The organism is Streptomyces sp. NPDC002588 (genome assembly GCF_040295925.1).
Taxonomy (GTDB): Bacteria; Actinomycetota; Actinomycetes; order Streptomycetales; family Streptomycetaceae; genus Streptomyces.
In genome coordinates, this window is record NZ_JBEOWF010000079.1 from 1 (window position 1) to 24,264 (window position 24,264).

The 24,264-nt window shown below is 72.3% G+C and carries 19 protein-coding genes and 1 pseudogene; 17 read left to right on the top strand and 3 right to left on the bottom strand.

Annotated elements, in window-relative coordinates; translation table 11 throughout:
* Window positions 1–240 precede the first annotated feature (240 nt).
* Together holA and ABT057_RS47530 are read left to right on the top strand one after the other, a co-directional pair.
* The gene (gene holA / locus ABT057_RS47525) at window positions 241–1,227 is read left to right on the top strand and encodes a DNA polymerase III subunit delta (RefSeq protein WP_352351368.1); all 987 of its coding nucleotides are present in this window, start codon (window positions 241–243) and stop codon (window positions 1,225–1,227) included.
* A 67-nt stretch (window positions 1,228–1,294) separates the two neighbouring features.
* Entirely contained in the window at window positions 1,295–1,693 is a 399-nt protein-coding gene (locus tag ABT057_RS47530; protein ID WP_352351370.1) for a nuclear transport factor 2 family protein, read from the top strand.
* A 197-nt stretch (window positions 1,694–1,890) separates the two neighbouring features.
* Here the strand turns inward: ABT057_RS47530 and rpsT are convergent, their stop codons facing one another.
* Window positions 1,891–2,157 carry a 30S ribosomal protein S20 gene (rpsT, locus tag ABT057_RS47535; protein WP_189708977.1) on the bottom strand — a complete coding sequence of 89 codons (267 nt, stop codon included), beginning with the start codon at window positions 2,155–2,157 and terminating at the stop codon, window positions 1,891–1,893.
* A gap of 195 nt (window positions 2,158–2,352) precedes the next feature.
* Here rpsT and lepA point away from each other — a divergent pair, with 195 nt between their 5' ends.
* The 5 genes and pseudogenes from lepA to ABT057_RS47560 form a co-directional block, all read left to right on the top strand.
* Window positions 2,353–4,221: a translation elongation factor 4 gene (gene lepA / locus ABT057_RS47540; protein ID WP_352351373.1), complete on the top strand. Its 1,869-nt coding sequence runs from the start codon at window positions 2,353–2,355 to the stop codon at window positions 4,219–4,221.
* A gap of 338 nt (window positions 4,222–4,559) precedes the next feature.
* Entirely contained in the window at window positions 4,560–6,437 is a 1,878-nt protein-coding gene (locus ABT057_RS47545; RefSeq protein WP_352351375.1) for an AMP-dependent synthetase/ligase, read from the top strand.
* A gap of 266 nt (window positions 6,438–6,703) precedes the next feature.
* Window positions 6,704–8,611 (top strand): SpoIIE family protein phosphatase, encoded by a 1,908-nt coding sequence (locus tag ABT057_RS47550; protein ID WP_352351377.1) that lies wholly within the window; start codon window positions 6,704–6,706, stop codon window positions 8,609–8,611.
* Window positions 8,612–8,642: 31 nt separating this feature from the next.
* Window positions 8,643–9,875, top strand: coding sequence for a radical SAM family heme chaperone HemW (hemW, locus tag ABT057_RS47555; protein ID WP_352351379.1), 1,233 nt, complete (start codon window positions 8,643–8,645; stop codon window positions 9,873–9,875).
* A gap of 25 nt (window positions 9,876–9,900) precedes the next feature.
* A pseudogene (locus ABT057_RS47560) lies at window positions 9,901–10,032 on the top strand (Uma2 family endonuclease); the annotation flags it as partial.
* On the opposite strand, the gene ABT057_RS47565 reads toward ABT057_RS47560, so the two are convergent.
* Together ABT057_RS47565 and ABT057_RS47570 are read right to left on the bottom strand one after the other, a co-directional pair.
* Entirely contained in the window at window positions 10,010–10,825 is an 816-nt protein-coding gene (locus ABT057_RS47565) for a DUF3097 domain-containing protein (RefSeq protein WP_352351382.1), read from the bottom strand. The pseudogene ABT057_RS47560 and the gene ABT057_RS47565 sit on opposite strands and share 23 nt — an antisense overlap.
* A 33-nt stretch (window positions 10,826–10,858) precedes the next feature.
* A complete protein-coding gene (locus ABT057_RS47570) occupies window positions 10,859–11,575 on the bottom strand; it encodes an MBL fold metallo-hydrolase (protein WP_352351384.1) in 717 nt (238 codons plus the stop codon).
* Between the two features lie 159 nt (window positions 11,576–11,734).
* On the opposite strand from ABT057_RS47570, the gene hrcA reads away from it, so the two are divergent.
* From hrcA to ABT057_RS47620, 10 genes are all read left to right on the top strand, one after another.
* Window positions 11,735–12,751, top strand: coding sequence for a heat-inducible transcriptional repressor HrcA (hrcA, locus tag ABT057_RS47575; RefSeq protein WP_352351386.1), 1,017 nt, complete (start codon window positions 11,735–11,737; stop codon window positions 12,749–12,751).
* Window positions 12,752–13,888: a molecular chaperone DnaJ gene (dnaJ, locus tag ABT057_RS47580; protein ID WP_352351388.1), complete on the top strand. Its 1,137-nt coding sequence runs from the start codon at window positions 12,752–12,754 to the stop codon at window positions 13,886–13,888. It abuts the gene before it with no gap.
* Window positions 13,889–14,134: 246 nt separating this feature from the next.
* Window positions 14,135–15,223, top strand: coding sequence for a nitronate monooxygenase (locus ABT057_RS47585; RefSeq protein ID WP_352351390.1), 1,089 nt, complete (start codon window positions 14,135–14,137; stop codon window positions 15,221–15,223).
* Complete coding sequence (locus tag ABT057_RS47590) at window positions 15,220–15,966, top strand: 16S rRNA (uracil(1498)-N(3))-methyltransferase (RefSeq protein ID WP_352351392.1); 747 nt, start codon at window positions 15,220–15,222, stop codon at window positions 15,964–15,966. Before ABT057_RS47585 ends, ABT057_RS47590 begins: the two co-directional genes overlap by 4 nt.
* A gap of 94 nt (window positions 15,967–16,060) precedes the next feature.
* Entirely contained in the window at window positions 16,061–16,540 is a 480-nt protein-coding gene (locus tag ABT057_RS47595) for a hypothetical protein (RefSeq protein WP_352351394.1), read from the top strand.
* A gap of 45 nt (window positions 16,541–16,585) precedes the next feature.
* A complete protein-coding gene (locus tag ABT057_RS47600; protein ID WP_352351396.1) occupies window positions 16,586–19,786 on the top strand; it encodes a S41 family peptidase in 3,201 nt (1,066 codons plus the stop codon).
* A gap of 71 nt (window positions 19,787–19,857) precedes the next feature.
* Window positions 19,858–20,211, top strand: coding sequence for a histidine triad nucleotide-binding protein (locus tag ABT057_RS47605; RefSeq protein WP_352351398.1), 354 nt, complete (start codon window positions 19,858–19,860; stop codon window positions 20,209–20,211).
* Window positions 20,212–20,225: 14 nt separating this feature from the next.
* Window positions 20,226–21,131: a ribonuclease Z gene (locus tag ABT057_RS47610; protein WP_352351400.1), complete on the top strand. Its 906-nt coding sequence runs from the start codon at window positions 20,226–20,228 to the stop codon at window positions 21,129–21,131.
* A gap of 20 nt (window positions 21,132–21,151) precedes the next feature.
* Window positions 21,152–22,153, top strand: a complete 1,002-nt coding sequence (locus tag ABT057_RS47615; RefSeq protein ID WP_352351402.1) for an adenosine deaminase — start codon at window positions 21,152–21,154, stop codon at window positions 22,151–22,153.
* A gap of 59 nt (window positions 22,154–22,212) precedes the next feature.
* Window positions 22,213–24,177: a glycosyltransferase family 2 protein gene (locus ABT057_RS47620; protein ID WP_352351404.1), complete on the top strand. Its 1,965-nt coding sequence runs from the start codon at window positions 22,213–22,215 to the stop codon at window positions 24,175–24,177.
* The last annotated feature ends 87 nt before the right edge of the window (window positions 24,178–24,264 follow it).

A 24,264-nucleotide genomic window follows, 5' to 3' on the forward strand; every position in this document is an offset into this window, starting at 1 on the left:
GGCTGCACACCTACAATCACCACCGCGGACACACCGCGCTGCAAGGCCAACCACCCGCCAGCCGCGTCCCCAACCTCACAGGGCAATACACCTAGATGTATTGCCCGTGAGCCCGTGAGCCCGTGAGCCCGTGAGCCCGTGAGCCCGTGAGCCCGTGAGCCGGTGCGGGGGTGCCCCTCTCATCGTGTCCATCGTGAAGGCCCGCGGTCGTTGTCGGTGGCGCGTGGCATGCTTTCCGTGATGGCCAGGAAGAGTGCGAACGATGATCCCCTTGCCGCGGTGACCCTTGCCGTCGGGCAGGAAGAACTGCTGCTCGATCGGGCTGTGCGGGAGGTGGTGGTCGCCGCCAGGGCCGCCGACGCCGACACGGATGTGCGGGATCTGACCTCGGACCAGTTGCAGCCGGGCACGCTCGCGGAGTTGACCAGTCCTTCGCTGTTCTCCGAGCGCAAGGTCGTCGTCGTACGCAATGCGCAGGATCTGTCGGCCGACACCGTGAAGGACGTGAAGGCCTATCTGTCGGCGCCCGCCGAGGAGATCACTCTCGTGCTGCTGCACGCGGGTCAGGCCAAGGGCAAGGCGCTGCTGGACGCCGCGCGCAAGGCGGGTGCGCGGGAGGTGGCCTGTCCGAAGATGACCAAGCCGGCCGACCGGCTGGCGTTCGTGCGGCAGGAGTTCCGGGCGACCGGGCGGTCCGCGACGCCCGAAGCCTGTCAGGCGCTGGTCGACGCCATCGGCAGCGATCTGCGGGAGCTGGCTTCGGCCGTGTCCCAGCTGGTGGCCGACGTCGAGGGGACCATCGACGAGGCCGTCGTGGGGCGGTACTACACCGGGCGGGCCGAGGCGTCGAGCTTCACCGTCGCCGACCGGGCGGTGGAGGGGCGGGCGGCGGAGGCGCTGGAGGCGCTGCGGTGGTCGCTGGCCACCGGCGTCGCGCCCGTGCTGATCACCAGCGCGCTCGCCCAGGGTGTCAGGGCGATCGGCAAGCTGTCCTCCGCGCGCGGCGGCCGGCCCGCCGATCTGGCGCGCGAGCTGGGGATGCCGCCGTGGAAGATCGACCGGGTGCGGCAGCAGATGCGGGGGTGGACACCGGACGGGGTGTCCGTCGCGCTGCGGGCCGTGGCCGAGGCCGACGCGGGGGTGAAGGGCGGCGGGGACGACCCGGAGTACGCGCTCGAGAAGGCGGTCGTGGCCATCGCGCGGGCGGCCCGCTCCAGAGGACGGTAGGCCCTCCGGGGAGGAGAATCGTGCGTATCGGCCGTCCATCGCCTGAAGAGGAAAGGTGGCGATCGTCATGGCTGAACACCCGCACGCAGCGCTCGTCCGCAGGGGCTACGAGGCCTTCCAGCGCGGGGACATGGACACCCTGCGCGGGCTGATGACCGGGGACTGCACCCACCACGTACCCGGATCCCACCCGTTGTCCGGGGACTACAAGGGGATCGACTCGGTCCTCAGTGACTACTACGGCCGGCTCTACTCGGAGACGGGCGGTTCGTTCCGGGTCGCGTTGCTCGACCTGTTCGTCGACGGCCGCGGGCATGTCATGTCGGTGCACCGCTTCACCGCCGACCGGGGCGACCGGCACATAGACGAGAACGGGGGCATCGTCTTCCGGATCGTCGGGGACAGGATCAGCGACCTCGACGAGTGCGTCGGGGACATGGAGAAGGCCGACGCGTTCTGGTCGTGAGGCGGGAAGGCCCGCGGGCATGCCGAAGGCCCCGGCTTCCGCCCTGGGGAAGGGCGGGTGGCCGGGGCCTTCGGATCAAGCTGCTGGATCCGCGCCCGCGTGGCGAACGCAGGCCGCGCGCGGCTCCGAGGGTGCCGGTCGGGGGCGGATGAGAGAGGGCCCGCCCTGAGTCCTTCCGGCGATCAGATCAGGAGGGTTCAGCCCTTGAGGGTCGTGACCTTGGAAGCCAGCGCCGACTTCTTGTTGGCGGCCTGGTTCTTGTGGATGACGCCCTTGGAGACGGCCTTGTCGAGCTGACGCGCGGCAGCGCGCTGCAGCTCGGTGGCCTTCTCGACGTCACCCGCGGCAGCGGCCTCGCGGGCCTTGCGGATCGCGGTCTTCAGGGAGGACTTGACGGCCTTGTTGCGCAGCCGAGCCTTCTCGTTGGTCTTGATCCGCTTGATCTGGGACTTGATGTTCGCCACGAATAAGCCTCTTCTATTTCTGGTTTCCGATGTGCCTCGCGCTGAGAGGGCATGAGGCACAGCCGCCCACGTTACCAGCGGACCGGAGAACGGCCCAAACCAGCTCCCGGTCCCCACGCATGGGACCATGGAGCCTACGTATAGATCCGACCCGAGCCGCTGACCCTGCGGATACCTCAAGAATCAGGACCCTGCGTGCCCGCGACCCCTAACAATGTGCCCGAGCCGAGCCGTACCGACCCGGCTCTGATCCGCAACTTCTGCATCATCGCGCACATCGACCACGGCAAGTCCACGCTCGCCGACCGGATGCTCCAGCTGACCGGTGTGGTCGAGCAGCGGCAGATGCGTGCTCAGTACCTCGACCGCATGGACATCGAGCGTGAGCGCGGTATCACGATCAAGTCCCAGGCGGTGCGGCTGCCGTGGGCTCCGACCCAGGACCCCGGCAACACGCACATCCTCAACATGATCGACACGCCGGGGCACGTCGACTTCACCTACGAGGTCTCGCGGTCGCTCGCGGCCTGCGAGGGGACCATCCTCCTCGTCGATGCCGCCCAGGGCATCGAGGCCCAGACCCTCGCCAACCTCTACCTGGCGATGGAGAACGACCTCACCATCATCCCGGTGCTGAACAAGATCGACCTGCCCGCCGCGCAGCCGGAGAAGTTTTCCGAGGAGCTCGCCAACCTGGTCGGCTGCGAGCCCGACGACGTGCTGCGGGTGTCGGCGAAGACCGGGGTCGGCGTCGACGCGCTGCTCGACCGGGCGGTCCGGGACATCCCGGCGCCGGTCGGGGTCAAGGACGCGCCCGCCCGCGCGATGATCTTCGACTCGGTCTACGACTCCTACCGGGGTGTCGTGACGTACGTCCGTGTCATCGACGGTCAGCTCAACAAGCGCGAGCGGATCAGGATGATGTCCACCGGCGCCACCCACGAACTGCTGGAGATCGGCACCAACTCGCCCGAGATGCTCGGCGCGGACGGCCTCGGCGTCGGCGAGGTGGGCTATCTGATCACCGGTGTGAAGGACGTCCGCCAGTCCAAGGTCGGTGACACCGTCACCAGCCAGGCCAAGGGCGCGACGGAGGCCCTCGGCGGGTACAAGGACCCGAAGCCGATGGTCTTCTCCGGCCTGTATCCGCTGGACGGCTCCGACTACCCCGAGCTGCGCGAGGCACTGGACAAGCTCCAGCTCAACGACGCCGCCCTCGTCTACGAGCCGGAGACCTCCGCCGCCCTCGGCTTCGGCTTCCGTGTCGGCTTCCTCGGCCTGCTCCACCTCGACGTGATCCGTGAGCGGCTCGAGCGCGAGTTCGGGCTCGACCTGATCGCCACCGCGCCCAACGTGGTCTACCGGGTGGTGATGGAGGACGGCAGCGAGCACACCGTCACCAACCCGAGCGAGTTCCCCGAGGGGAAGATCAACGAGGTGTACGAGCCCGTCGTACGCGCCACGATCCTCGCGCCGACCGAGTTCATCGGCTCGATCATGGAGCTGTGCCAGACCCGGCGCGGCACCCTGCTCGGCATGGACTACCTCTCGGAGGACCGGGTCGAGATCCGCTACACCCTCCCGCTCGCCGAGATCGTCTTCGACTTCTTCGACCAGCTGAAGTCGAAGACGCGCGGGTACGCGTCGCTGGACTACGAGCCCACCGGCGAGCAGACCTCCAGCCTGGTCAAGGTCGACATCCTGCTGCACGGCGACAAGGTGGACGCCTTCTCGGCGATCACCCACAAGGACGCCGCGTACGCGTACGGGGTGCGGCTCGTCGCCAAGCTGCGCGAGCTCATCCCGCGGCAGGCCTTCGAGGTGCCGATCCAGGCGGCCATCGGCTCCCGGGTGATCGCCCGCGAGACCATCCGCGCCATCCGCAAGGACGTCCTCGCCAAGTGCTACGGCGGTGACATCTCCCGTAAGCGGAAGCTGCTGGAGAAGCAGAAGGAAGGCAAGAAGCGGATGAAGATGGTGGGTTCGGTGGAGGTTCCGCAAGAGGCCTTCATCGCCGTGCTGAGCAGCGACGACGGCGCAGGCTCCGGCAAGGGCAAGAAGTAGCCGCGGAGCAGCCGGTTTCCGGGGCCCGTCACGCGTGAGCGTGGCGGGCCCCGCGTCCTTGTGCGGGGGAGAACCCTGGGGAAAGTCACCCTCTGTGGCCCCTTACGCGCAGGCCGGTCGCCCTTTAATCTGTCCCCGATAGTTACTCGTGAGTTAAACAAGCCGGTCGCATCAAGCCGGTCGCATCAAGCCGGTCGCACCAAGCCGGCTGCACCAAGCCGGCCGCACAGCCAGCCGCAGAAGCCGGCCGAAGAGCCGGCCGCAGAAGTCAGCCGCAAAGTCAGACGCAGAGCCAGCCGCTACACCCAGCCGCACCGCCGCGGGCCCCGGAGGATGTCGTGAGCGACACACAGACCCTGATCGAGAACCGTCCGCCGTCGGTGGCGGGCCTCTTCCTGGAGCGCGTGGCGGCCACGCCCGACGCGGAGGCCTACCGCCACCCGGTGCCGGCCGCGTCCGGCGAGGGCCCCGACGACTGGAAGTCGCTGAGCTGGGCGCAGACCGCCGAGCGGGTCTACGCGATCGCGGCCGGACTCATCGAGCTGGGTGTGCGGCCCGAGCAGCGCGTGGCGCTCGCCGCCTCCACCCGGATCGAGTGGATCCTCGCCGACCTCGGCATCATGTGCGCCGGCGCCGCCACCACCACCGTCTACCCGCAGACCAACGCCGAGGAATCGGCGTACATCCTCGCCGACTCCGAGAGCCGGGTGCTGATCGCCGAGGACGCGGCGCAGCTCGCCAAGGCGGTCGAGAAGCGCGCCGAACTGCCCGAGCTCACCCATGTGGTCGTCCTCGACCCGGCCGGCGCCGACACCGCGGAGGACTGGATCCTCACTCTCGAGGAGCTGGAGAAGCGCGGCGCGGCCCGCCTGGAGAAGGAGCCCGAGCTGATCAAGGAGCGGGTCGCCGCGATCACCTCCGACCAGCTCGCCACCCTCATCTACACCTCCGGCACCACCGGCCGCCCCAAGGGCGTCCGCCTCCCGCACGACAACTGGTCGTACATGGCGAAGGCGATCGCCGCGACCGGGCTGATCAGCGGCGAGGACGTGCAGTACCTGTGGCTGCCGCTCGCGCACGTCTTCGGCAAGGTGCTCACCTCAGGCCAGATCGAGGTCGGGCACGTGACGGCCGTGGACGGCCGGGTCGACAAGATCATCGAGAATCTGCCGGTGGTCCAGCCGACGTACATGGCGGCCGTGCCGCGCATCTTCGAGAAGGTCTACAACGGGGTCGCCGCCAAGGCCAGGGCGGGCGGCGGCGCCAAGTACAAGATCTTCCAGTGGGCGGCGGAGACCGCCCGCGAGTACGCCAAGGCCGCCCAGGACAACTTCAAGCGCACCGGCACGGCGTCCGTCCCGTTCGGCCTCGGCGCCAAGCACAAGGTCGCCGACGCGCTCGTCTACGCGAAGATCCGCGAGGCCTTCGGCGGCCGGTTGCGTGCCTGTGTCTCCGGCTCCGCCGCCCTCGCGCCCGAGATCGGCTACTTCTTCTCGGGCGCAGGCATCCACATCCTCGAGGGCTACGGCCTCACGGAGTCCTCCGCCGCGTCCTTCGTGAACCCCGGCGAGGCCTACCGCACCGGCACGGTCGGCAAGCCGCTGCCCGGCACGGAGGTGCGCATCGCCGACGACGGCGAGATCCTGCTGCGCGGCCCCGGCATCATGGAGGGCTACCACAAGCTGCCCGAGAAGACGGCCGAGGTGCTCGAGGCCGACGGCTGGTTCCACACGGGCGACATCGGCGAACTGTCCGACGACGGGTACCTCCGCATCACCGACCGCAAGAAGGACCTCATCAAGACGTCCGGCGGCAAGTACATCGCCCCCGCCGAGGTCGAGGGTCAGTTCAAGGCGGTGTGCCCGTACGTGTCGAACATCCTCGTGCACGGCGCCGACCGGAACTTCTGCACCGCGCTGATCGCCCTGGACGAGCCGGCCATCCTGGAGTGGGCCAAGGAGAACGGCCTGGCCGGAAAGCCCTACGCGGAGGTCGTCGCCGCCCCCGCCACGGTCGCCCTCGTCGAGGGGTACGTCACGGAGCTCAACAGCGGTCTGCAGAAGTGGCAGACCATCAAGAAGTTCCGGCTGCTGCCGCGGGATCTCGATGTGGAGCACGGGGAGATCACGCCGAGCCTGAAGCTGAAGCGGCCGGTGGTGGAGCGGGAGTACAAGCACCTGATCGACGAGATGTACGCGGGGACGCGGGAGTCGTAGGAGGTGGTGGGGAGCGTGGGCGGCCGCGGGTGCGTCGTGGTCGCTCACGCCCCCGCGGTGGAGCCGCAGGCCGACGCAGTCCCTCGTCGCCCGGGTGACCGCAGCCCTGTTGCTCCGAAGACACCCAGAATCGCTCGCCATCTGTCACTTTCGTGCACTCGTGCAGCGCTCTTCCCGTCCGACGCGATCCCCTTCGGTCACCCACCGCATTTGGCCGGGATCCGTCTGTCACTCTGTGGGCATCCGAACTGCCCGGGGAGCTGCGCATGGGGGCCATTCCGACCCAGCGGGAGACCGTCTTCCCCGTCGGTGCGCCCCCGCCCGCGTCCGTCGGCGCGTTCCCGTACACCCGGGCCACCCTGGCCGGCGGCTCCCTCGCGCCCGGCGCCGCCCGGGACCTGGTGCGCGCCGCCCTCACCGAGTGGGGCGGGGTCGCCGAACACCTCGCCGGCGACGCGATACTCGTCGTCAGCGAGCTCGTCACCAACGCGGTCGTCCACGCCGGCACCGACGTCGAGCTGCTCTGCCGTCTGGAGGAGTGCCCGGAGCACGGCCGCGCGGTCGTCGTCGAGGTCTGCGACCACCACCCCTCCCGCGCCCCGCGCGACCACCCGCCCGAACAGCCCTACGAGACCCCGGAGTACGGCCGCGGCCTGCGCCTGGTCGCCACGCTCGCGGACGCCTGGGGCGTGACCTACCGCAGGGGCACGAAGACGGTCTGGGCAAGGCTCCTGCCGACACCGCCCCAGCAGCCGTACGACGACGAGGCCGACGCATGCGAACCCGGCGCCCCCCTCGCGCTCCTCGAGGCCCTCGCCCCGGAGCCCCAGCCGTCCGCCGGGCGCGGCCGGGACTGGCTGAACCGGGGCGCCCTGTCGTTCCTCGCCGAGGCCTCCGACCTGCTCGCCGGGCAGCTCGACGAGGACCTGGTCGCCGCACTGACGAGTCAGCTGGTCGTGCCCCGGCTCGCCGACTGGTGCGCGGTGTGGACGGAGGACGAGGTCAGCGGGCGATGGGCGCCTTCCGGCGCCGATGCCGAGGGCGGAGCCGGCTGGGGCGAGTGGGCCGGCGGGCCCGGGCCGCGCCTGGCCCGGGTCTGGCACGGCAACGAGGGCCACATCGAGGAGCTGCGCCGCGCCCTGGAGAAGGATCCGCCGCGCCCGCCGGACGCCCTGCGCTCCGGCCCCGAACCGTTTCCCTGGCCCGGCGCGGCCCTCGGCGCCCACGGCACGGCCCTCGCCTACCGGCTGATCGCCGGCGGCCGCCCGCTGGGCACCCTGGTGATCGGGCGGGCCGGGCTGCCCGCCTTCCCCGACGAGGTCACCGGGCTCGTCGAGGACCTCGGCCGCCGGGTGGCGCTGGCGATCGGCGCGGCCCGGCAGTACGCCCGTCAGGTCACCATCAGCGCCGTCCTCCAGCGCGGTCTGCTGCCCGGCGCGGTCGCCGAGATCCCCGGGGTGCGCAGCGCCCTCGTCTACGAGCCGCGTGAGCAGGGCGGGCCCAGCGGCGACTTCTACGACCTGTTCCCGGCGGGCGACGGCCGCTGGTGCTTCGCGATCGGCGACGTCCAGGGCAAGGGCCCGGAGGCGGCCGTCGTCATCGGCCTGGCCCGCCCCTGGCTGCGGCTGCTGGCCCGCGAGGGCTACGGCGTCGCCGACGTCCTGGACCGCCTCAACCAGCTCCTCCTCGACGACGCCACCGAGGCCGCCGACGCCGCCGCCCGCGCCTTCGTCGGCCCCGCCGGACCCGGCGACGGCCCGCAGACCCGCTTCCTCTCCCTCCTCTACGGGGAACTCGCGCCGTTCGAGGGCGGTGTCCGCTGCACCCTCGCCTCCGCCGGACACCCGCTGCCGCTCCTCCTGCGCCCCGACGGGTCCGTCGCCACGGCCGCCCGACCGCAGACCCTCCTCGGGGTGATCGAGGAGGCCACGTACACCAGTGACGTGCTGGAGCTGCGGCCCGGCGACAGCCTGCTGTGCGTCACCGACGGGGTGACGGAGCGGCGCTCGGGCCATCGCCAGTTCGACGACGACGACGGTCTGGCCCTCGCGCTCGCCGGGTGCCGGGGCCTGGACGCGGAGCTGATCGCCGACCGCATCCGCCGGCTGGTGCACGCCTTCGGCGAGCAGCCGCCCGCGGACGACCTGGCACTGCTGGTGCTCCAGGCGGAGTGAGCAGTCGTACCGGTGGCGGACAATGGAGGACATGCCTTCCGCACTCCCCGACGGCGAGCCGGTCCCCGACGACGGCGCGCTCCCGGCGCACGCCCTGACCGGCGCCCCGGACCGCCCCCTCGGTTTCTATCTGCACGTCCCGTACTGCGCGACCCGCTGCGGCTACTGCGACTTCAACACCTACACCGCCACCGAGCTGCGCGGCACCGGCGGGGTCCTCGCGTCCCGTGACAACTACGCCGACACCCTGATCGACGAGGTCCGGCTGGCCCGCAAGGTGCTGGGCGACGACCCGCGCCCCGTCCGTACGGTCTTCGTCGGCGGCGGCACCCCCACCCTGCTGGCCGCGGACGACCTCGTCCGGATGCTGGGCGCGATCCGCGAGGAGTTCGGCCTCGCGCCCGACGCGGAGGTGACGACGGAGGCGAACCCGGAGTCGGTGGACCCCGATTATCTCGAGACCCTCCGCCGGGGCGGCTTCAACCGGATCTCCTTCGGCATGCAGAGTGCGCGGCAGCACGTGCTGAAGGTCCTCGACCGCACCCACACGCCGGGCCGACCCGAGGCGTGCGTGGCCGAGGCGCGGGCCGCCGGCTTCGAGCACGTCAACCTCGACCTGATCTACGGCACCCCGGGCGAGTCCGACGACGACTGGCGGGCGTCCCTGGACGCGGCGCTGGGCGCGGGCCCCGACCACGTCTCGGCGTACGCCCTGATCGTCGAGGAGGGCACGCAGCTGGCCCGCCGCATCCGCCGGGGCGAGGTCCCGATGACGGACGACGACGTCCACGCGGACCGCTACCTGATCGCGGACGAGGTGATGTCCGCCGCGGGCTTCGACTGGTACGAGGTCTCCAACTGGGCCACCTCCGAGGCGGCCCGCTGTCTGCACAACGAGCTGTACTGGCGGGGCGCCGACTGGTGGGGCGCGGGGCCGGGAGCGCACTCCCACGTCGGCGGGGTGCGCTGGTGGAACGTGAAGCACCCGGGGGCGTACGCGGCGGCACTGGCCTCCGGCCGCACACCGGGCGCCGGGCGTGAGCTCCTGTCCGACGAGGACCGGCGGGTGGAGCGGATCCTGCTGGAGCTGCGGCTGCGGGAGGGGGTGCCGCTGGCGCTGCTGCGGGAGGAGGGGCTTGCGGCGGCCGGGCGCGCGCTGGCGGACGGTCTGCTGCAGTCCGGCCCGTACGACGAGGGGCATGCCGTGCTCACCCTGCGCGGGCGGCTGCTGGCGGACGCGGTGGTGCGGGACCTGGTGGACTGATCACTCCGGCGAGTAATCGTGATGCAAGGTGCCCGCCCACCTCATCGTCGATCCGGTGATGGCGCAGTGCGTTCTGTTGACCGACCCGCTCGGAGACGGTGAGGAGGCCGGCTACCGGAAGCAGTTCATCGACGTCAGGCCTCACCGCTGCCCGTGACGAAGTCGATCAGCTCCTCCACCCTCCCCAACAGCTCCGGCTCCAGGTCCTTGTAGGACCCCACCCGCGCCAGGATCGCCTGCCACACCGCCCCCGTGTTCTCCGACGGCCAGCCCAGCGCCCGGCACACGCCCGTCTTCCAGTCCTGGCCGTGCGGCACCCGTGGCCACCCCGCGATCCCCAGCGACGACGGCTTCACCGCCTCCCAGATGTCGATGTACGGGTGGCCGACGACCAGGGCGTGTTCGCTGGTCACCGCCTGTGCGATCCGCCACTCCTTCGTCCCCGGCACCAGGTGGTCCACCAGGACTCCCAGCCGTGCGTCCGGCCCCGGCGCGAAGTCCGCGACGATCGACGGCAGGTCGTCCACGCCCTCCAGGTACTCCACCACCACGCCCTCGACGCGCAGGTCGTCGCCCCACACCTTCTCGACCAGCTCGGCGTCGTGCCGGCCCTCGACGTAGATGCGCCCGGCGCGGGCGACCCGCGCGCGGGCGCCGGGGACGGCGACCGAACCGGAAGCGGTACGGGTGGGCCGTACGGGGCCCGAGGACGGCGGTCGTACGAGGGTCACCACCCGGCCCTCCAGCAGGAAGCCGCGCGGCTCCAGCGGGAACACGCGGTGCTTGCCGAAGCGGTCCTCCAAGGTCACCGTGCCCGCCTCGCAGCGGATCACCGCGCCGCAGAAACCGGTGCCCGGCTCCTCCACCACCAGGCCGGGCTCCGCCGGCACCTCGGGAACGGGTTTCGGCTTCTTCCAGGGAGGGGTCAGATCGGCGGAGTACTGGCGCATTCGGATGACGATAGGAGAAGCCCCGAGACCGGATTACGGCGACACGCCGAATCGCGCCGCCAGCGCGTCCCGTTGCGCCCGCACGAACGCCGCGTCCACCACCGCCCCGTGACCGGGCACGTACAGCGCGTCCTCGCCGCCGAGGTCCAGGAGGCGGTCCAGGGCGGCCGGCCAGTGGGAGGGCACGGCGTCGGGGCCGGCCTGGGGCTCACCGGACTCCTCGACGAGGTCGCCGCAGAACACGACCTCGGGGGAGCCGGGGACCAGGACCACCAGGTCGTGGGCGGTGTGGGCGGGGCCGACGTTCGCCAGCAGCACCTGCCTGCCGCCGCCGAGGTCGAGGGTCCGCTCGCCGGACACCGGGTGGCGGGGGCGGACCAGGGTGTCCGCGGCCTCCGTCGCCGTCGCCTCGTCCAGACCGTTGCTAACCGCGTCCGCGCGCAGTTCCTCCGCCGGGACCGTGTCCATGCCCACCGCGCCGAAGACCTCCGCTCCCGCGAACGCCGCCGCGCCGAACACATGGTCGAAGTGGGGATGGGTGAGCGCGAGATGGGTCACACGTGAGCCGGTCAGTTCCTCGGCCTGCGTCCGCAGGCGCGTTCCCTCCGCGAGGCCCGACCCGGCGTCCACCATCAGTACCGCGCCCGCCCCGACGACCAGCCCCGCCGTGCAGTCCCAGCCCGGCAGCCGCACCCGTCCGACCCCGGCCGCGACCCGCTCCCACCCCAGCTCTTCCCAAGTCACCGTCATACCGGGACGCTAACGGGTAGGACGCCGGGTGTCGGCCGACCTTGCCCGGGGTGTACCCCACAGCCGTACACTGGGCCGGGGAACGTTGGCACTCGGTGGTGATGAGTGCCAGGGCAGGCGCCCAGGGGACTGGGGGACGACTTCTGGAGGTGTGCGCGGATGCTGAGCGAACGCAGGCTGCAGGTGCTGCGCGCCATCGTCCAGGACTACGTCGGCACCGAGGAGCCGGTGGGGTCGAAGGCCCTGACCGAGCGGCACAACCTCGGCGTCTCCCCGGCGACGGTGCGTAACGACATGGCGGCCCTCGAGGACGAGGGGTTCATCGCCCAGCCGCACACCAGCGCCGGGCGGATCCCCACCGACAAGGGCTACCGGCTGTTCGTCGACAAGCTCGCCGGCGTCAAGCCGATGAGCGCGCCCGAGCGGCGGGCCATCCAGAACTTCCTCGACGGCGCCGTCGACCTCGACGACGTGGTGGCCCGCACGGTGCGGCTGCTGGCGCAGCTCACCCGGCAGGTCGCCGTCGTGCAGTATCCGTCGCTGACCCGGTCCACCGTGCGGCACGTGGAACTGCTGGCGCTCGCGCCCGCCCGGCTGATGCTCGTGCTGATCACGGACACCGGCCGGGTCGAGCAGCGGATGGTGGACTGCCCGGCGCCCTTCGGGGAGGCCTCGCTCGCGGATCTACGCGCGCGGCTCAACAGCCGGGTCGCGGGCCGCCGGTTCACCGATGTGCCGCGTCTGGTGGAGGACCTGCCGGACGCCTTCGAGGCCGACGACCGGGGCACTGTCTCGACGGTGCTCTCCACCCTGCTGGAGACCCTCGTCGAGGAGAACGAGGAGCGGCTGATGATCGGCGGCACCGCCAATCTCACCCGCTTCGGACATGACTTCCCTCTCACCATCCGGCCCGTCCTGGAGGCCCTGGAGGAACACGTCGTTCTCCTCAAACTCCTGGGCGAGGCGGGGGATTCGGGCATGACCGTACGCATCGGTCACGAGAATGCCTACGAGGGACTCAACTCCACTTCCGTGGTGTCGGTCGGCTACGGTTCGGGCGGCGAGGCAGTCGCCAAACTCGGCGTGGTCGGACCCACGCGCATGGATTACCCGGGAACGATGGGAGCGGTACGAGCGGTGGCACGTTACGTCGGACAGATCCTGGCGGAGTCGTAAGTGGCCACGGACTACTACGCCGTTCTCGGCGTGCGCCGCGACGCGTCGCAGGATGAGATCAAGAAGGCCTTCCGCCGGCTCGCCCGCGAGCTGCACCCGGACGTCAACCCGGATCCGAAGACCCAGGAGCGGTTCAAGGAGATCAACGCCGCTTACGAGGTGCTCTCCGACCCGCAGAAGAAGCAGGTCTACGACCTCGGCGGCGACCCCCTCTCGCAGGCGGGCGGCGGTGGCGCGGGCGGCTTCGGAGCGGGTGGCTTCGGCAACTTCTCCGACATCATGGACGCGTTCTTCGGTACGGCGTCCCAGCGGGGTCCGCGCTCGCGCACCCGGCGCGGCCAGGACGCGATGATCCGGCTGGAGGTGGACCTCGAGGAGGCCGCCTTCGGCACCACCAAGGACATCCAGGTCGACACCGCGGTCGTCTGCTCCACCTGCAGCGGTGAGGGCGCGGCGCCGGGTACGACGGCCCAGACCTGTGACATGTGCCGCGGGCGCGGCGAGGTGTCGCAGGTGACCCGGTCGTTCCTCGGCCAGGTCATGACCTCCCGCCCCTGCCCCCAGTGCCAGGGCTTCGGCACGGTCGTGCCGACCCCGTGCCCCGAGTGCGCGGGCGACGGGCGCATCCGCTCCCGCCGGACGCTCACCGTCAAGATCCCGGCCGGTGTCGACAACGGCACCCGGATCCAGCTGGCCGGCGAGGGCGAGGTCGGGCCCGGTGGCGGTCCCGCCGGTGACCTGTACGTCGAGATCCACGAGCTGCCGCACGCGATGTTCCAGCGCCGCGGCGACGACCTGCACTGCACGGTGACACTCCCGATGACCGCGGCGGCCCTCGGCACCAAGGTGCCGCTGGAGACGCTGGACGGCCTGGAGGAGGTCGACATCCGGCCCGGTACTCAGTCCGGCCAGTCGATCCCGCTGCACGGCCGAGGCGTCACGCATCTGCGGGGCGGCGGCCGCGGCGACCTCATCGTGCACGTCGAGGTCCAGACGCCGACCAAGCTGGACCCGGAGCAGGAGCGGCTGCTGCGGGAGCTTTCCAAGCTGCGGGGTGAGGAACGGCCCACGGGGCAGTTCCAGCCGGGGCAGCAGGGGCTGTTCTCGCGGTTGAAGGACGCGTTCAACGGTCGCTGACGGCGGCTGTGGGCTTTTTCTGCTGGGGGTCCGGGGGTCGGCCCCCGGGTGGATGCAGTCAGCCGGGGCAGCAGGGGCTGTTCTCGCGGTTGAAGGACGCGTTCAACGGCCGCTGACCGTGGGTTGCTGGGGGCTCCGCCCCCAGACCCCCGTCGGCCCTGAACGGGCCTCGTCCTCAAACACCGGACGGGCTGAGTGCACACGGCCGGTTTCGGACTTGTTCGGGGGACGTGGCAACATGCCGTCATGTCCTCCGCACTGACCGATCTCTTCCCGCATCCGATCGTGCAGGCCCCGATGGCGGGCGGCGTCTCCGTGCCGCAGCTCGCGGCCGCCGTGTCCGAGGCCGGCGGGCTCGGGTTCCTCGCCGCCGGGTACAAGACGGCCGACGGCATGTACCAGGAGATCAAGCAGATGCGGGGCCTGACCGGCCGCCCCTTCGGCGTGAATCTGTTCATGCCGCAGCCCGAGTATGCCGAGACCGGCGCCGTGAAGGTCTACGCCGAGCAGCTCGCCGGCGAGTCCACCTGGTACGACACCGAGCTCGGCGACCCGGACAGCGGCCGCGACGACGGCTACGACGCCAAGATCGCGGTACTCCTCGACGACCCGGTCGCGGTGGCCTCCTTCCACTTCGGTGTGCCGAGCGGTGACGTGCTGCGGGCGCTGCGCCGGGCGGGCACCCTCACCCTGGTCACCGTGACCTCCGCCGAGGAGGCGCTCGCCGTGGAGCAGGCCGGCGCGGACGCGGTGATCGTGCAGGGGGTGGAGGCCGGCGGCCACCAGGGCACCCACAAGGACTTCGCGGAGACCGACGGCTGCGGCACCGGACTGCTGTCCCTGCTCGCCCAGGTCCGGGAGGCCGTGAGCCTGCCGATCGTCGCCGCGGGCGGCATCATGCGCGGCAGCCAGATCACCGCGGTCCTCGCGGCCGGCGCGTCCGCCGCCCAGCTGGGCACCGCGTTCCTCGCCACACCCGAGTCGGGCGCGCACGCCGTGCACAAGGCGGCGCTCACCAACCCCCTGTTCGTGCGCACCGAGCTGACCCGTGCCTTCTCCGGCCGTCCGGCCCGCGGTCTGGTCAACCGCTTCCTGCGCGAGCACGGCCCGTACGCGCCCGCCGCCTACCCCGAGGTCCACCACCTGACCTCCCCGTTGCGCAAGGCGGCCGCCAAGGCGGGCGACGCGCAGGGGATGGCGCTGTGGGCGGGGCAGGGCCACCGGATGGCCCGGGAGCTTCCGGCCGGGCAGCTGGTGGAGATCCTGGTCGAGGAACTCGAGGCCGCGCGGGCGGAGCTGGCGGAGTTCCCGGGCGGCGAGGGTGACGGCTCGTGACCGCGCCGGTGTTCGTCGTCGACGAACTGCCGGGCCGACCGGGGGACTTCGTGCTCGACGGGCCCGAAGGCCGCCACGCGGTCTCCGTGAAGCGGCTGCGGGCCGGTGAGGCGGTCGTCCTCACCGACGGCGCCGGCCGCTGGGCCGAGGGCGAGGTCGTCGCCGCGGAGGGCAGGGACCGGCTGGTGGTGAGCCTGGAGGACGTGGCCGAGGAGCCCGCCGAAGCTCCCCGGGTCACGGTCGTGCAGGCCCTGCCCAAGGGGGACCGGGGGGAGCTGGCCGTCGAGACGATGACCGAGACCGGTGTCGACGCGATCGTGCCGTGGGCGGCCGCCCGCTGCATCACGCAGTGGAAGGGCGAGCGCGGGCTGAAGGCGCTCGCGAAGTGGCGGGCGACCGCCCGCGAGGCCGGCAAGCAGTCGCGCCGGGTCCGCTTCCCCGAGGTCGCCGACGCGGCGACCAGCAGGCAGGTGGCACAGCTTCTGGCCCGTGCCGACTTCGCCGCCGTACTGCACGAGGACCGCGCGTACGGCAGCGAGCCGCTCGCCACCGCCGTGCTGCCGGCCGAGGGTGAGATCGTGCTCGTCGTCGGACCCGAGGGGGGCGTCTCCCCGGAGGAGCTGGCGCTCTTCGAGGAGGCCGGCGCCAAGACCTACCGGCTGGGCCGGAGCGTGCTGCGCACCTCGACCGCCGGAACGGCGGCCGCCGCCCTGGTCCTGGCGCGCACGGGCCGCTGGTCCTGACCCGTCGAGGAGGGCACAGTCCGCTGCCACGCGGCTGAGATCGTGGCCGCATACGGGCTGTCGTGTCGCGGGCCCGAGTGGCAGGCTGCCGTCCATGGCGGCATGGAGAAGGATCCGGCTTCTCGTGGTCGTGCCCGCCGTCGTGGGCGCGGCGGTGGCCTGCGAACCGGGCGGCGGCGTGAGCGCCACGTCCGTGGCGTACACGACCGATCAGGTCGCGACGGCCGAGATCGGGCGCCGGGACGTGGACGTGCGCCGGCTGACCTGCACCGCCGGCGGACAGGGCGACCTGGTGTCCGTCGACTGCCAGGGGGAGACCGGCGAGGGGAAGGACATCACCGTCACCGGCAAGGTCACGCGGGCGGTCGACGGGAAGTGCGTTCGGGGTGATCTGAGCGCGGACGTCGGCAAGAAGGAGCTGTTCAGGGTGAGCGGGCTCGGCGACTGCGGGGCCGCGACGCCCTCGCCGGTCCGGCCGACCGGCTCCGCCCCGGCCGGGGGACGGCCGCAGCCGACGGTCACCGTCACCGTGACGGTCACCGAGACCGTGGGCGCGGGTGGCGGACAGAAGTGATCGAAACCCCTGACCTGCGGCGCCGTACCTGAATACAGTGACCTGGTGACACAGTCCGCGACGCTTGCCGCATACCTCAGATTCCCGCACCTGCACGGCGAGTTGGTGGCCTTCGCCGCCGAGGACGACGTGTGGCTCGCGCCCCTCGACGGTGGGCGCGCCTGGCGGGTCAGTGCCGACAACGTACCCGTCTCCCTGCCCCGCATCTCCCCCGACGGCACTACCGTCGCCTGGACCTCCACCCGTGACGGCGCCCCCGAGGTGCACATCGCCCCGGTCGACGGCGGGCCCTCCACCCGGCTGACGCACTGGGGGAGCCTGCAGACCCGGGTGCGCGGCTGGACTCCCGAGGGCCGCGTCCTCGCCACCAGCACCTACGACCAGGCGACCCTGCGCCGCAGCTGGGCCCGCGCCGTCCCGGTCGACGGCGGACCGGCCACCACGCTGCCGTACGGTCCCGTCGGCAATGTCGCCTACGGTCCGCACACAGTGCTGCTGTCCGCGCCGATGGGCCGGGAGGCCGCCCACTGGAAGCGCTACCGGGGCGGTACGGCGGGCAAGCTGTGGATCGACCGGGAGGGCGGCGGGGAGTTCGTCCGGCTGCACGCCGAGCTGGACGGGAACCTCGAGTACCCGGTGTGGGTGGGGGAGAGGCTCGCGTTCCTGTCCGACCACGAGGGGACGGGGGCGCTGTACTCGTCCCTCGCCGACGGGTCCGATCTGCGCCGGCACACCCCCCTCGAAGGGTTCTACGCCCGGCACGCGTCCGGCGACGGGACGCGGGTCGTGTACATGTCGGCGGGCGAGCTGTGGGTGCTGGACGACCTGGACGGGGCGGAGCCGCGCCGGCTCGACGTCCGGCTCGGCGGGCAGCGCACCGACCGCCGCCCTTACCCGGTGACCGCCGCCCGCTGGCTGGGCGGCGCCGCGCCGGACCACACCGCGCGCGGCAGCGCCGTGGAGGTGCGCGGGTCGGTGCACTGGGTGACCCACCGCTCCGGACCCGCCCGCGCGCTCGCCGCCGAGCCCGGCGTCCGGGCCCGGCTGCCGCGCGCCTTCCGCACGGACGGCGAGGAGTGGGTGGTGTGGGTGACGGACGCCGAGGGCGAGGACGCCCTGGAGTTCGCCCCGGCCACCGGACCCGTACCGGGCGCCGCCCCGCGCCGGCTCGCCGCCGGACGGCTCGGCCGCGTCCTCGAACTCGCGATGGCGCCCGATGGCAGCCGGGCCGCCGTCGCCGCGCACGACGGCCGGCTGCTGCTCGTCGAGCGGGAGAGCGGCGAGGTCCGCGAGGTCGACGCGAGCCCCGACGGAGACGTGTCCGACCTGGTCTTCTCGCCCGACTCGGCCTGGCTGGCCTGGTCGCACCCCGGCCCGCGCCCGCTCGCACAGCTCAAGCTCGCCAACGTCACCGACCTGTCCGTCACCGAGGCGACCCCGCTGCGCTTCCACGACTACGCGCCCGCCTTCACCCTCGACGGCAAGCACCTCGCGTTCCTGTCCACGCGCTCCTTCGACCCGGTCTACGACCAGCACGCCTTCGACCTCTCCTTCGTGGAGGGCGCCCGCCCGCATCTGATCCCGCTGGCCGCGACCACCCCCTCGCCGTTCGGCCCGCAGCGGCACGGCCGGCCCTTCGACGCGCCCGACAAGGACGAGACACCCGACAGCGAGGGCACTCCCGCCACCCGGATCGACCTCGAGGGCCTCGCCGACCGGATAGTGCCCTTCCCGGTCGAGGCCGGCCGCTACTCCTCCCTCGCGGCCGCCAAGGACGGCGTGCTGTGGCTCAGGCATCCCGTGCGCGGCGTCCTCGGCGCCTCCCGGGCCACCCCGGACGACCCGGACCCCAACACCGAGCTGGAACGCTTCGACCTCGTCCAGCAGCGCATCGAGCACCTCGCCGCCGACGCCGACGGCTTCGAGGTCAGCGGCGACGGCAAACGGCTGCTGCTGTGGACCGACGGCAAGCTGAAGGTCGTACCGAGCGACCGGCGCGCCTCCGGTGACGAGGACAGCGACAGCAACATCACCGTCGACCTCGGCCGCGTCCGGCAGACCGTCGACCCGGCCGCCGAGTGGCGGCAGATGTACGACGAGACCGGCCGCGTCATGCGGGACAACTTCTGGCGGGCCGACCTCGGCGGCGTCGACTGGGACGGCGTCCAGGACCGCTACCGCCCGCTCCTCGACAAGGTCGCCACACACGACGACCTGGTCGACCTGCTGTGGGAGGTGCACGGCGAACTGGGCACCTCGCACGCCTACGTCACCCCGCGCGGCGGTCACGGCCGGGGCGCCCGGCAGGGACTCCTCGGCGCGGACATCTCCCGCAACCCGGACGGCGGCTGGCGCATCGACCGGATCCTGCCCTCGGAGACCTCCGACCCGGACGCCCGCTCCCCGCTCGCCGCGCCCGGGGTCGCGGTGCGCCCGGGGGACGCGATCGCCGCCGTCGCCGGACATCCGGTGGACCCGGTGACCGGGCCCGGGCCGCTGCTCGTCGGCACGGCGGGCAAGGCCGTCGAGCTGACGATCGCGCCGGCCGGCGGGGGCGAGGCACGGCACGTGGTGGTCGTCCCCGTGGCCGACGAGGAGGCGCTGCGCTACCACGCGTGGGTCGCCGACCGGCGGGCCTACGTCCACCGGGCGTCCGACGGGCGGCTCGGCTACCTCCACGTCCCCGACATGCAGGCGCCCGGCTGGGCCCAGATCCACCGCGATCTGCGGGTCGAGGTGGCCCGGGAGGGGCTCGTCGTCGACGTCCGGGAGAACCGGGGCGGGCACACCTCCCAGCTGGTGGTGGAGAAGCTGGCGCGGCGGATCGTCGGCTGGGACGTGCCGCGCGGGATGCGGCCGTCCAGCTACCCGGAGGACGCGCCGCGCGGTCCCGTCATCGCCGTCGCCAACGAGTTCTCCGGCTCGGACGGGGACATCGTCAACGCGGCGATCAAGGCGCTGGGCATCGGGCCGGTGGTCGGCACCCGCACCTGGGGCGGGACGATCGGCATCGACAGCCGCTACCGCCTCGTCGACGGCACCCTCGTCACCCAGCCCAAGTACGCGTTCTGGCTGGAGGGTTACGGGTGGGGCGTGGAGAACCACGGCGTCGATCCCGACGTCGAGGTGATCTGTGCTCCGCAGGACTACGCGGCCGGGCGGGACGTACAGCTGGACGAGGCGGTGCGGCTGGCGCTGGCCGCGCTGGAGTCGACCCCCGCCAGGACACCGCCCCCGCTGCCCTGACGTACCGGTGGGCTCCGGCCCGCTCGGTACCATGCCCCGCAAGAGATCACCGGCCCCAGAAGGAGACCCCCATGGCAGGGGAACCGCAGGACGACTGCCTGTTCTGCAAGATCGTCGAAGGGCACATCCCGGCGACCATCGTGCGGGAGACGGAGACCACCGTCGCGTTCCGGGACATCAACCCCCAGGCACCCGTCCACGTCCTGGTGATCCCCCGCGTGCACTACCCGAGCGCCGCCGAACTGGCCGCCGCCGAACCGGTGATCGCCGCCGACCTGCTGCGTGAGGCGCAGGCCGTCGCCGACGAGGACAAGCTGGAGAGCTACCGCATCGTCTTCAACACCGGCAGCGGCGCCGGCCAGACCGTCTTCCACGCCCACGCGCACGTCCTCGGCGGCCGCGGCCTGCAGTGGCCCCCCGGCTGACCAGGCAACCCGTCATGTCCGTCCGTGAACTCGTCGTCCTCGGCAGCGCCAGCCAGGTCCCCACCCGGCACCGCAACCACAACGGCTATCTGCTGCGCTGGGACGGCGAGGGCATCCTCTTCGACCCCGGCGAGGGCACCCAGCGCCAGATGCTGCACGCCGGGGTCGCGGCCCACGACCTGAACCGGATCTGCGTCACGCACTTCCACGGGGACCACTCGCTCGGCGTCGCCGGGGTCGTGCAGCGCATCAACCTGGACCAGGTCCCGCACCCGGTCACCGCCCACTTCCCGCGCTCCGGGCAACGCTTCTTCGACCGGCTGCGGTACGCCACCGCCTACCGCGAGACCGTCGGGATCACCGAGGCGCCGGTGGACGGGGACGGCCCCCTGGCCGTCACCCCGTCCTACACCCTCGAAGCCCGCGGGCTCTCCCACCCCGTCGAGTCCTACGGCTACCGGCTGACCGAACCCGACGGCCGCCGCATGCTGCCCGACCGGCTCGCCGCGCACGGCATCAAGGGCCCGGACGTCGGACGCCTCCAGCGCGAGGGCTCCGTGGACGGCGTCTCGCTCGACGACGTCAGCGAGGTCCGCCGCGGGCAGCGGTTCGCGTTCGTCATGGACACCCGGCTCTGCGAGGGCGTGCACGCGCTCGCGGAGGGCGCCGACCTGCTCGTCATCGAGTCGACCTTCCTGGACGAGGACGAGCAACTCGCCGTGGACCACGGCCATCTGACCGCCGGTCAGGCCGCCCGGGTCGCGCGCGACGCCGGCGTGCGGCATCTCGTCCTCACCCACTTCAGCCAGCGCTACCCGGAGCCGGAGGAGTTCGAGCGGCAGGCGCGGGCCGCCGGGTTCGAGGGGGAGCTGACCGTGGCGCACGACCTGCTGCGGGTACCGGTTCCGAAACGTCAGTGAATCAGCCGTACGATTCTCTGATGCCTCTCCCCAAAGCCGAACTGCACCTGCACATCGAAGGAACCCTGGAGCCGGAGCTCGCCTTCGAGCTGGCCACCCGCAACGGGGTCGTGCTGCCGTACGCCGACACCGAGGAGCTCCGCAAGGCGTACGACTTCGCAGACCTCCAGTCCTTCCTGAACCTCTACTACGAGCTGATGGCCGTCCTGCGCACCGAGCGGGACTTCGAGGACCTCGCGAACGCCTACCTGGCCCGGGCCGCCGCCCAGGGCGTGCGGCACGCGGAGATCTTCTTCGATCCGCAGGCCCACCTCGCCCGCGGGGTCGGCATGGGCACCGTCGTCGAGGGACTGTGGCGGGCGCTGGGGAGCAGCGAGGCGAACCACGGGGTCTCGACCCGGCTCATCCTCTGCTTCCTGCGCGACGAGTCCGCCGGGTCGGCCCTCGAGACCCTGGAGGCGGCGAAGCCGTACCTCGACCGGATCACCGGCGTCGGGCTGGACTCCGCCGAGGTCGGGCATCCGCCGGTGAAGTTCCGCGAGGTGTACGAGGCGGCCGCCGCGCTGGGGCTGCGGCGGGTGGCGCACGCCGGGGAGGAGGGGCCGCCGGAGTACATCACCGAGGCCCTCGACGTCCTCGGTGTCGAGCGCGTCGACCACGGGCTGCGGTGCGTCGAGGACCCCGCCCTGGTGGAGCGGCTGGTGCGGGAGCGGATCCCGCTCACGCTGTGCCCGCTGTCCAACGTCCGGCTGCGCGCCGTCGACCGCCTCGCCGACCACCCGCTGCCCGCGATGCTCGACGCCGGGCTGCTGTGCACGGTGAACTCCGACGACCCCGCCTACTTCGGCGGCTACGCGGGCGACAACTTCGACGCCGTACGCGCTGCCCTCGGCCTGGGCGAGGAGCGGCTGCGCGAGCTGGCCCGCAACTCGTTCCTCGCCTCCTTCCTGGAGGACGACGAGGAGCGGCGGGCGCGGTATCTCGCCGAGGTGGAGGCCTACGAGTTCCGGACGGTTTCATAGGGCTCAGGCAGGATGTCCGGATGGCCCGACGGCCGGGTAGGGTCCGTGGAATGCCGAGAGTGCCGAGACCCCAGGTCCCCCAGGTCCCCCAGGTCCCCCAGGTCCCCAAGGTCCCCAAGGTCAGCGTGATCGTTCCCGTCTACAACACCGGGAAGTACGTCGACGAGTGCGCACCGTCGCTGCTGGGGCAGAGTCTGCCGGCCGACGAGTACGAGGTCATCTACGTCGACGACGGTTCGACGGACGACACACTGGACCGACTGCGGAAGATCGCGGCCGCGCACCCCAACGTGCAGGTGCACACCCAGCCCAACTCGGGCTGGCCGGGCGCGCCGCGCAACCTCGGGATGCGGCACGCCCGGGGCGAGTACGTGCAGTTCGTCGACCACGACGACCTGCTCGGCCCCGAGGCCCTGGAGCGGCTGTACGAGCACGCGAAGCGGGGCGAAGCCGACGTGGTGCTCGGCAAGATGTCCAGCACCATGGTCAGACCCAGACGGCTGTTCCGGCACACGGTGGACGCCTGCACGATCGAGAACGACGAGCTCATGCAGAGCATGTCCCCGCACAAGATGTTCCGGCGGGACTTCCTCGAGGAGCACGGGCTGCGGTTCCCGGAGGGGCCGTGGATCCTGGAGGACCTGCTGTTCGTCAGCGCCGCCTACCTCAAGGCGGAGCGGATCGCGATCCTCGCGGACTACCCCTGCTACTACTGGATGAAGCGGGACGACGGCGGCAACAACACCCGGCACCGGTTCAACCCGCGCCACGGGTTCTGGCCCAACACCCGCACCGTGGTCCGCCAGATCAAGGACGGCACCGCCCCCTCCGAGGACGTCGACGCGCTGCAGAACCGGCTGCTGCACCGCCTCTACCACGTGGAGCTCCTCTCCCGGGCCCGGGAGCCCGAGATCCTGCGCGAGGACCCGGCGGAGCAGCGGCCGCGCTTCGAGGCGGCGCGGGAGCTGGCGCTCCAGGAGTTCCCGCCGGCCGTGCGGGAGGGGCTGCCCGCGGTGTCCCGGCTGCGGGCCGAACTGCTGGAGGGCGGCGACTTCGACGGGGCGGTGGCGTTCGCCGAGCGGGTCCGCGAGGTGAAGGCCCACAGCGAGGCCGGCGCACCGCGGTGGGAGAACGGCCGTCTGGTCGCCGACGTCCGGCTGGGCCTGCTGCGCGGCGACGGCGAGCCGCTGGCCCTGCTCGAACGGGACGGCAAGTGGTGGCTGGACCCTGAGCTGACGGCCGGCGTGCCGGGCACGGCGGACGGGTGGGAGGTCCGCGACCCGTTCCGGCTGGCGTACGCGGAACTGGTGGTGAAGGACCGGGACCGGGAGGACTGGTGGTACCCGGAGGGTGATCTGGAGCTGCGGCTCGAACCCCTCGGTGCGGGACGCTCGTGGCTCGTCGCGGCCGGGAGGCTCCGCCTCGACCCGGAACGGCTGGCAGGCGGGCGTCCGCTGGAGCGCGGGGTGCACGACGTGTGGGCGTATCTGCAGCTGCTGGGCGTCGACCGGATGGTCCGCCTCACCGGCGACGGCACCCCGGGCCGGCCGGCCGCGGGCCCGGCGCTGACCGGCGGGCGGCTCGCCCTCCCGTACTGGACCGGCAGCGGTCAGCTCGCCCTCGACGTGGACCAGCGCCAGCGCCGGTTCGGCCCCGACACGGCCGACGCCGCCGCCGCGAACACCGCGCGCGCCGAGCGCTCGCTCCCGCTGCCGTACGTGGCGGCGACGGCGGGCGCGCCCGCACGGATCAAGGTCACCGTGTCCGCCCTGACGGTGAACGCCGAGCTGGTCCCCGGCCCCGACGCGGCGACGGCCCGTCTGCGGCTGCCCGCCCGCCTCGAGCTCCCGGCCGGCCGGCACCCGGTGACCCTCCCGAAGGCGGACGCCCCCGTCGCGTTCGCCGTCGTCCGCGACGGCGCCCTCCTGCGCCTGGAGGGCCCGGCGTACGAGGCGGGCGCCGGACGCCGGCTCCTCGACGCGGTCGCCGCCAACCGCGGCCTCCGGCGCGTACGGCGCCCTTAGGGCCCTTCTGATGGATCTCCGCGGCGTCGCGACGCCCGGCACGCACTCTCGCCGCACCGGACAAAAGCCCTAGTAGCTCCGCTACGA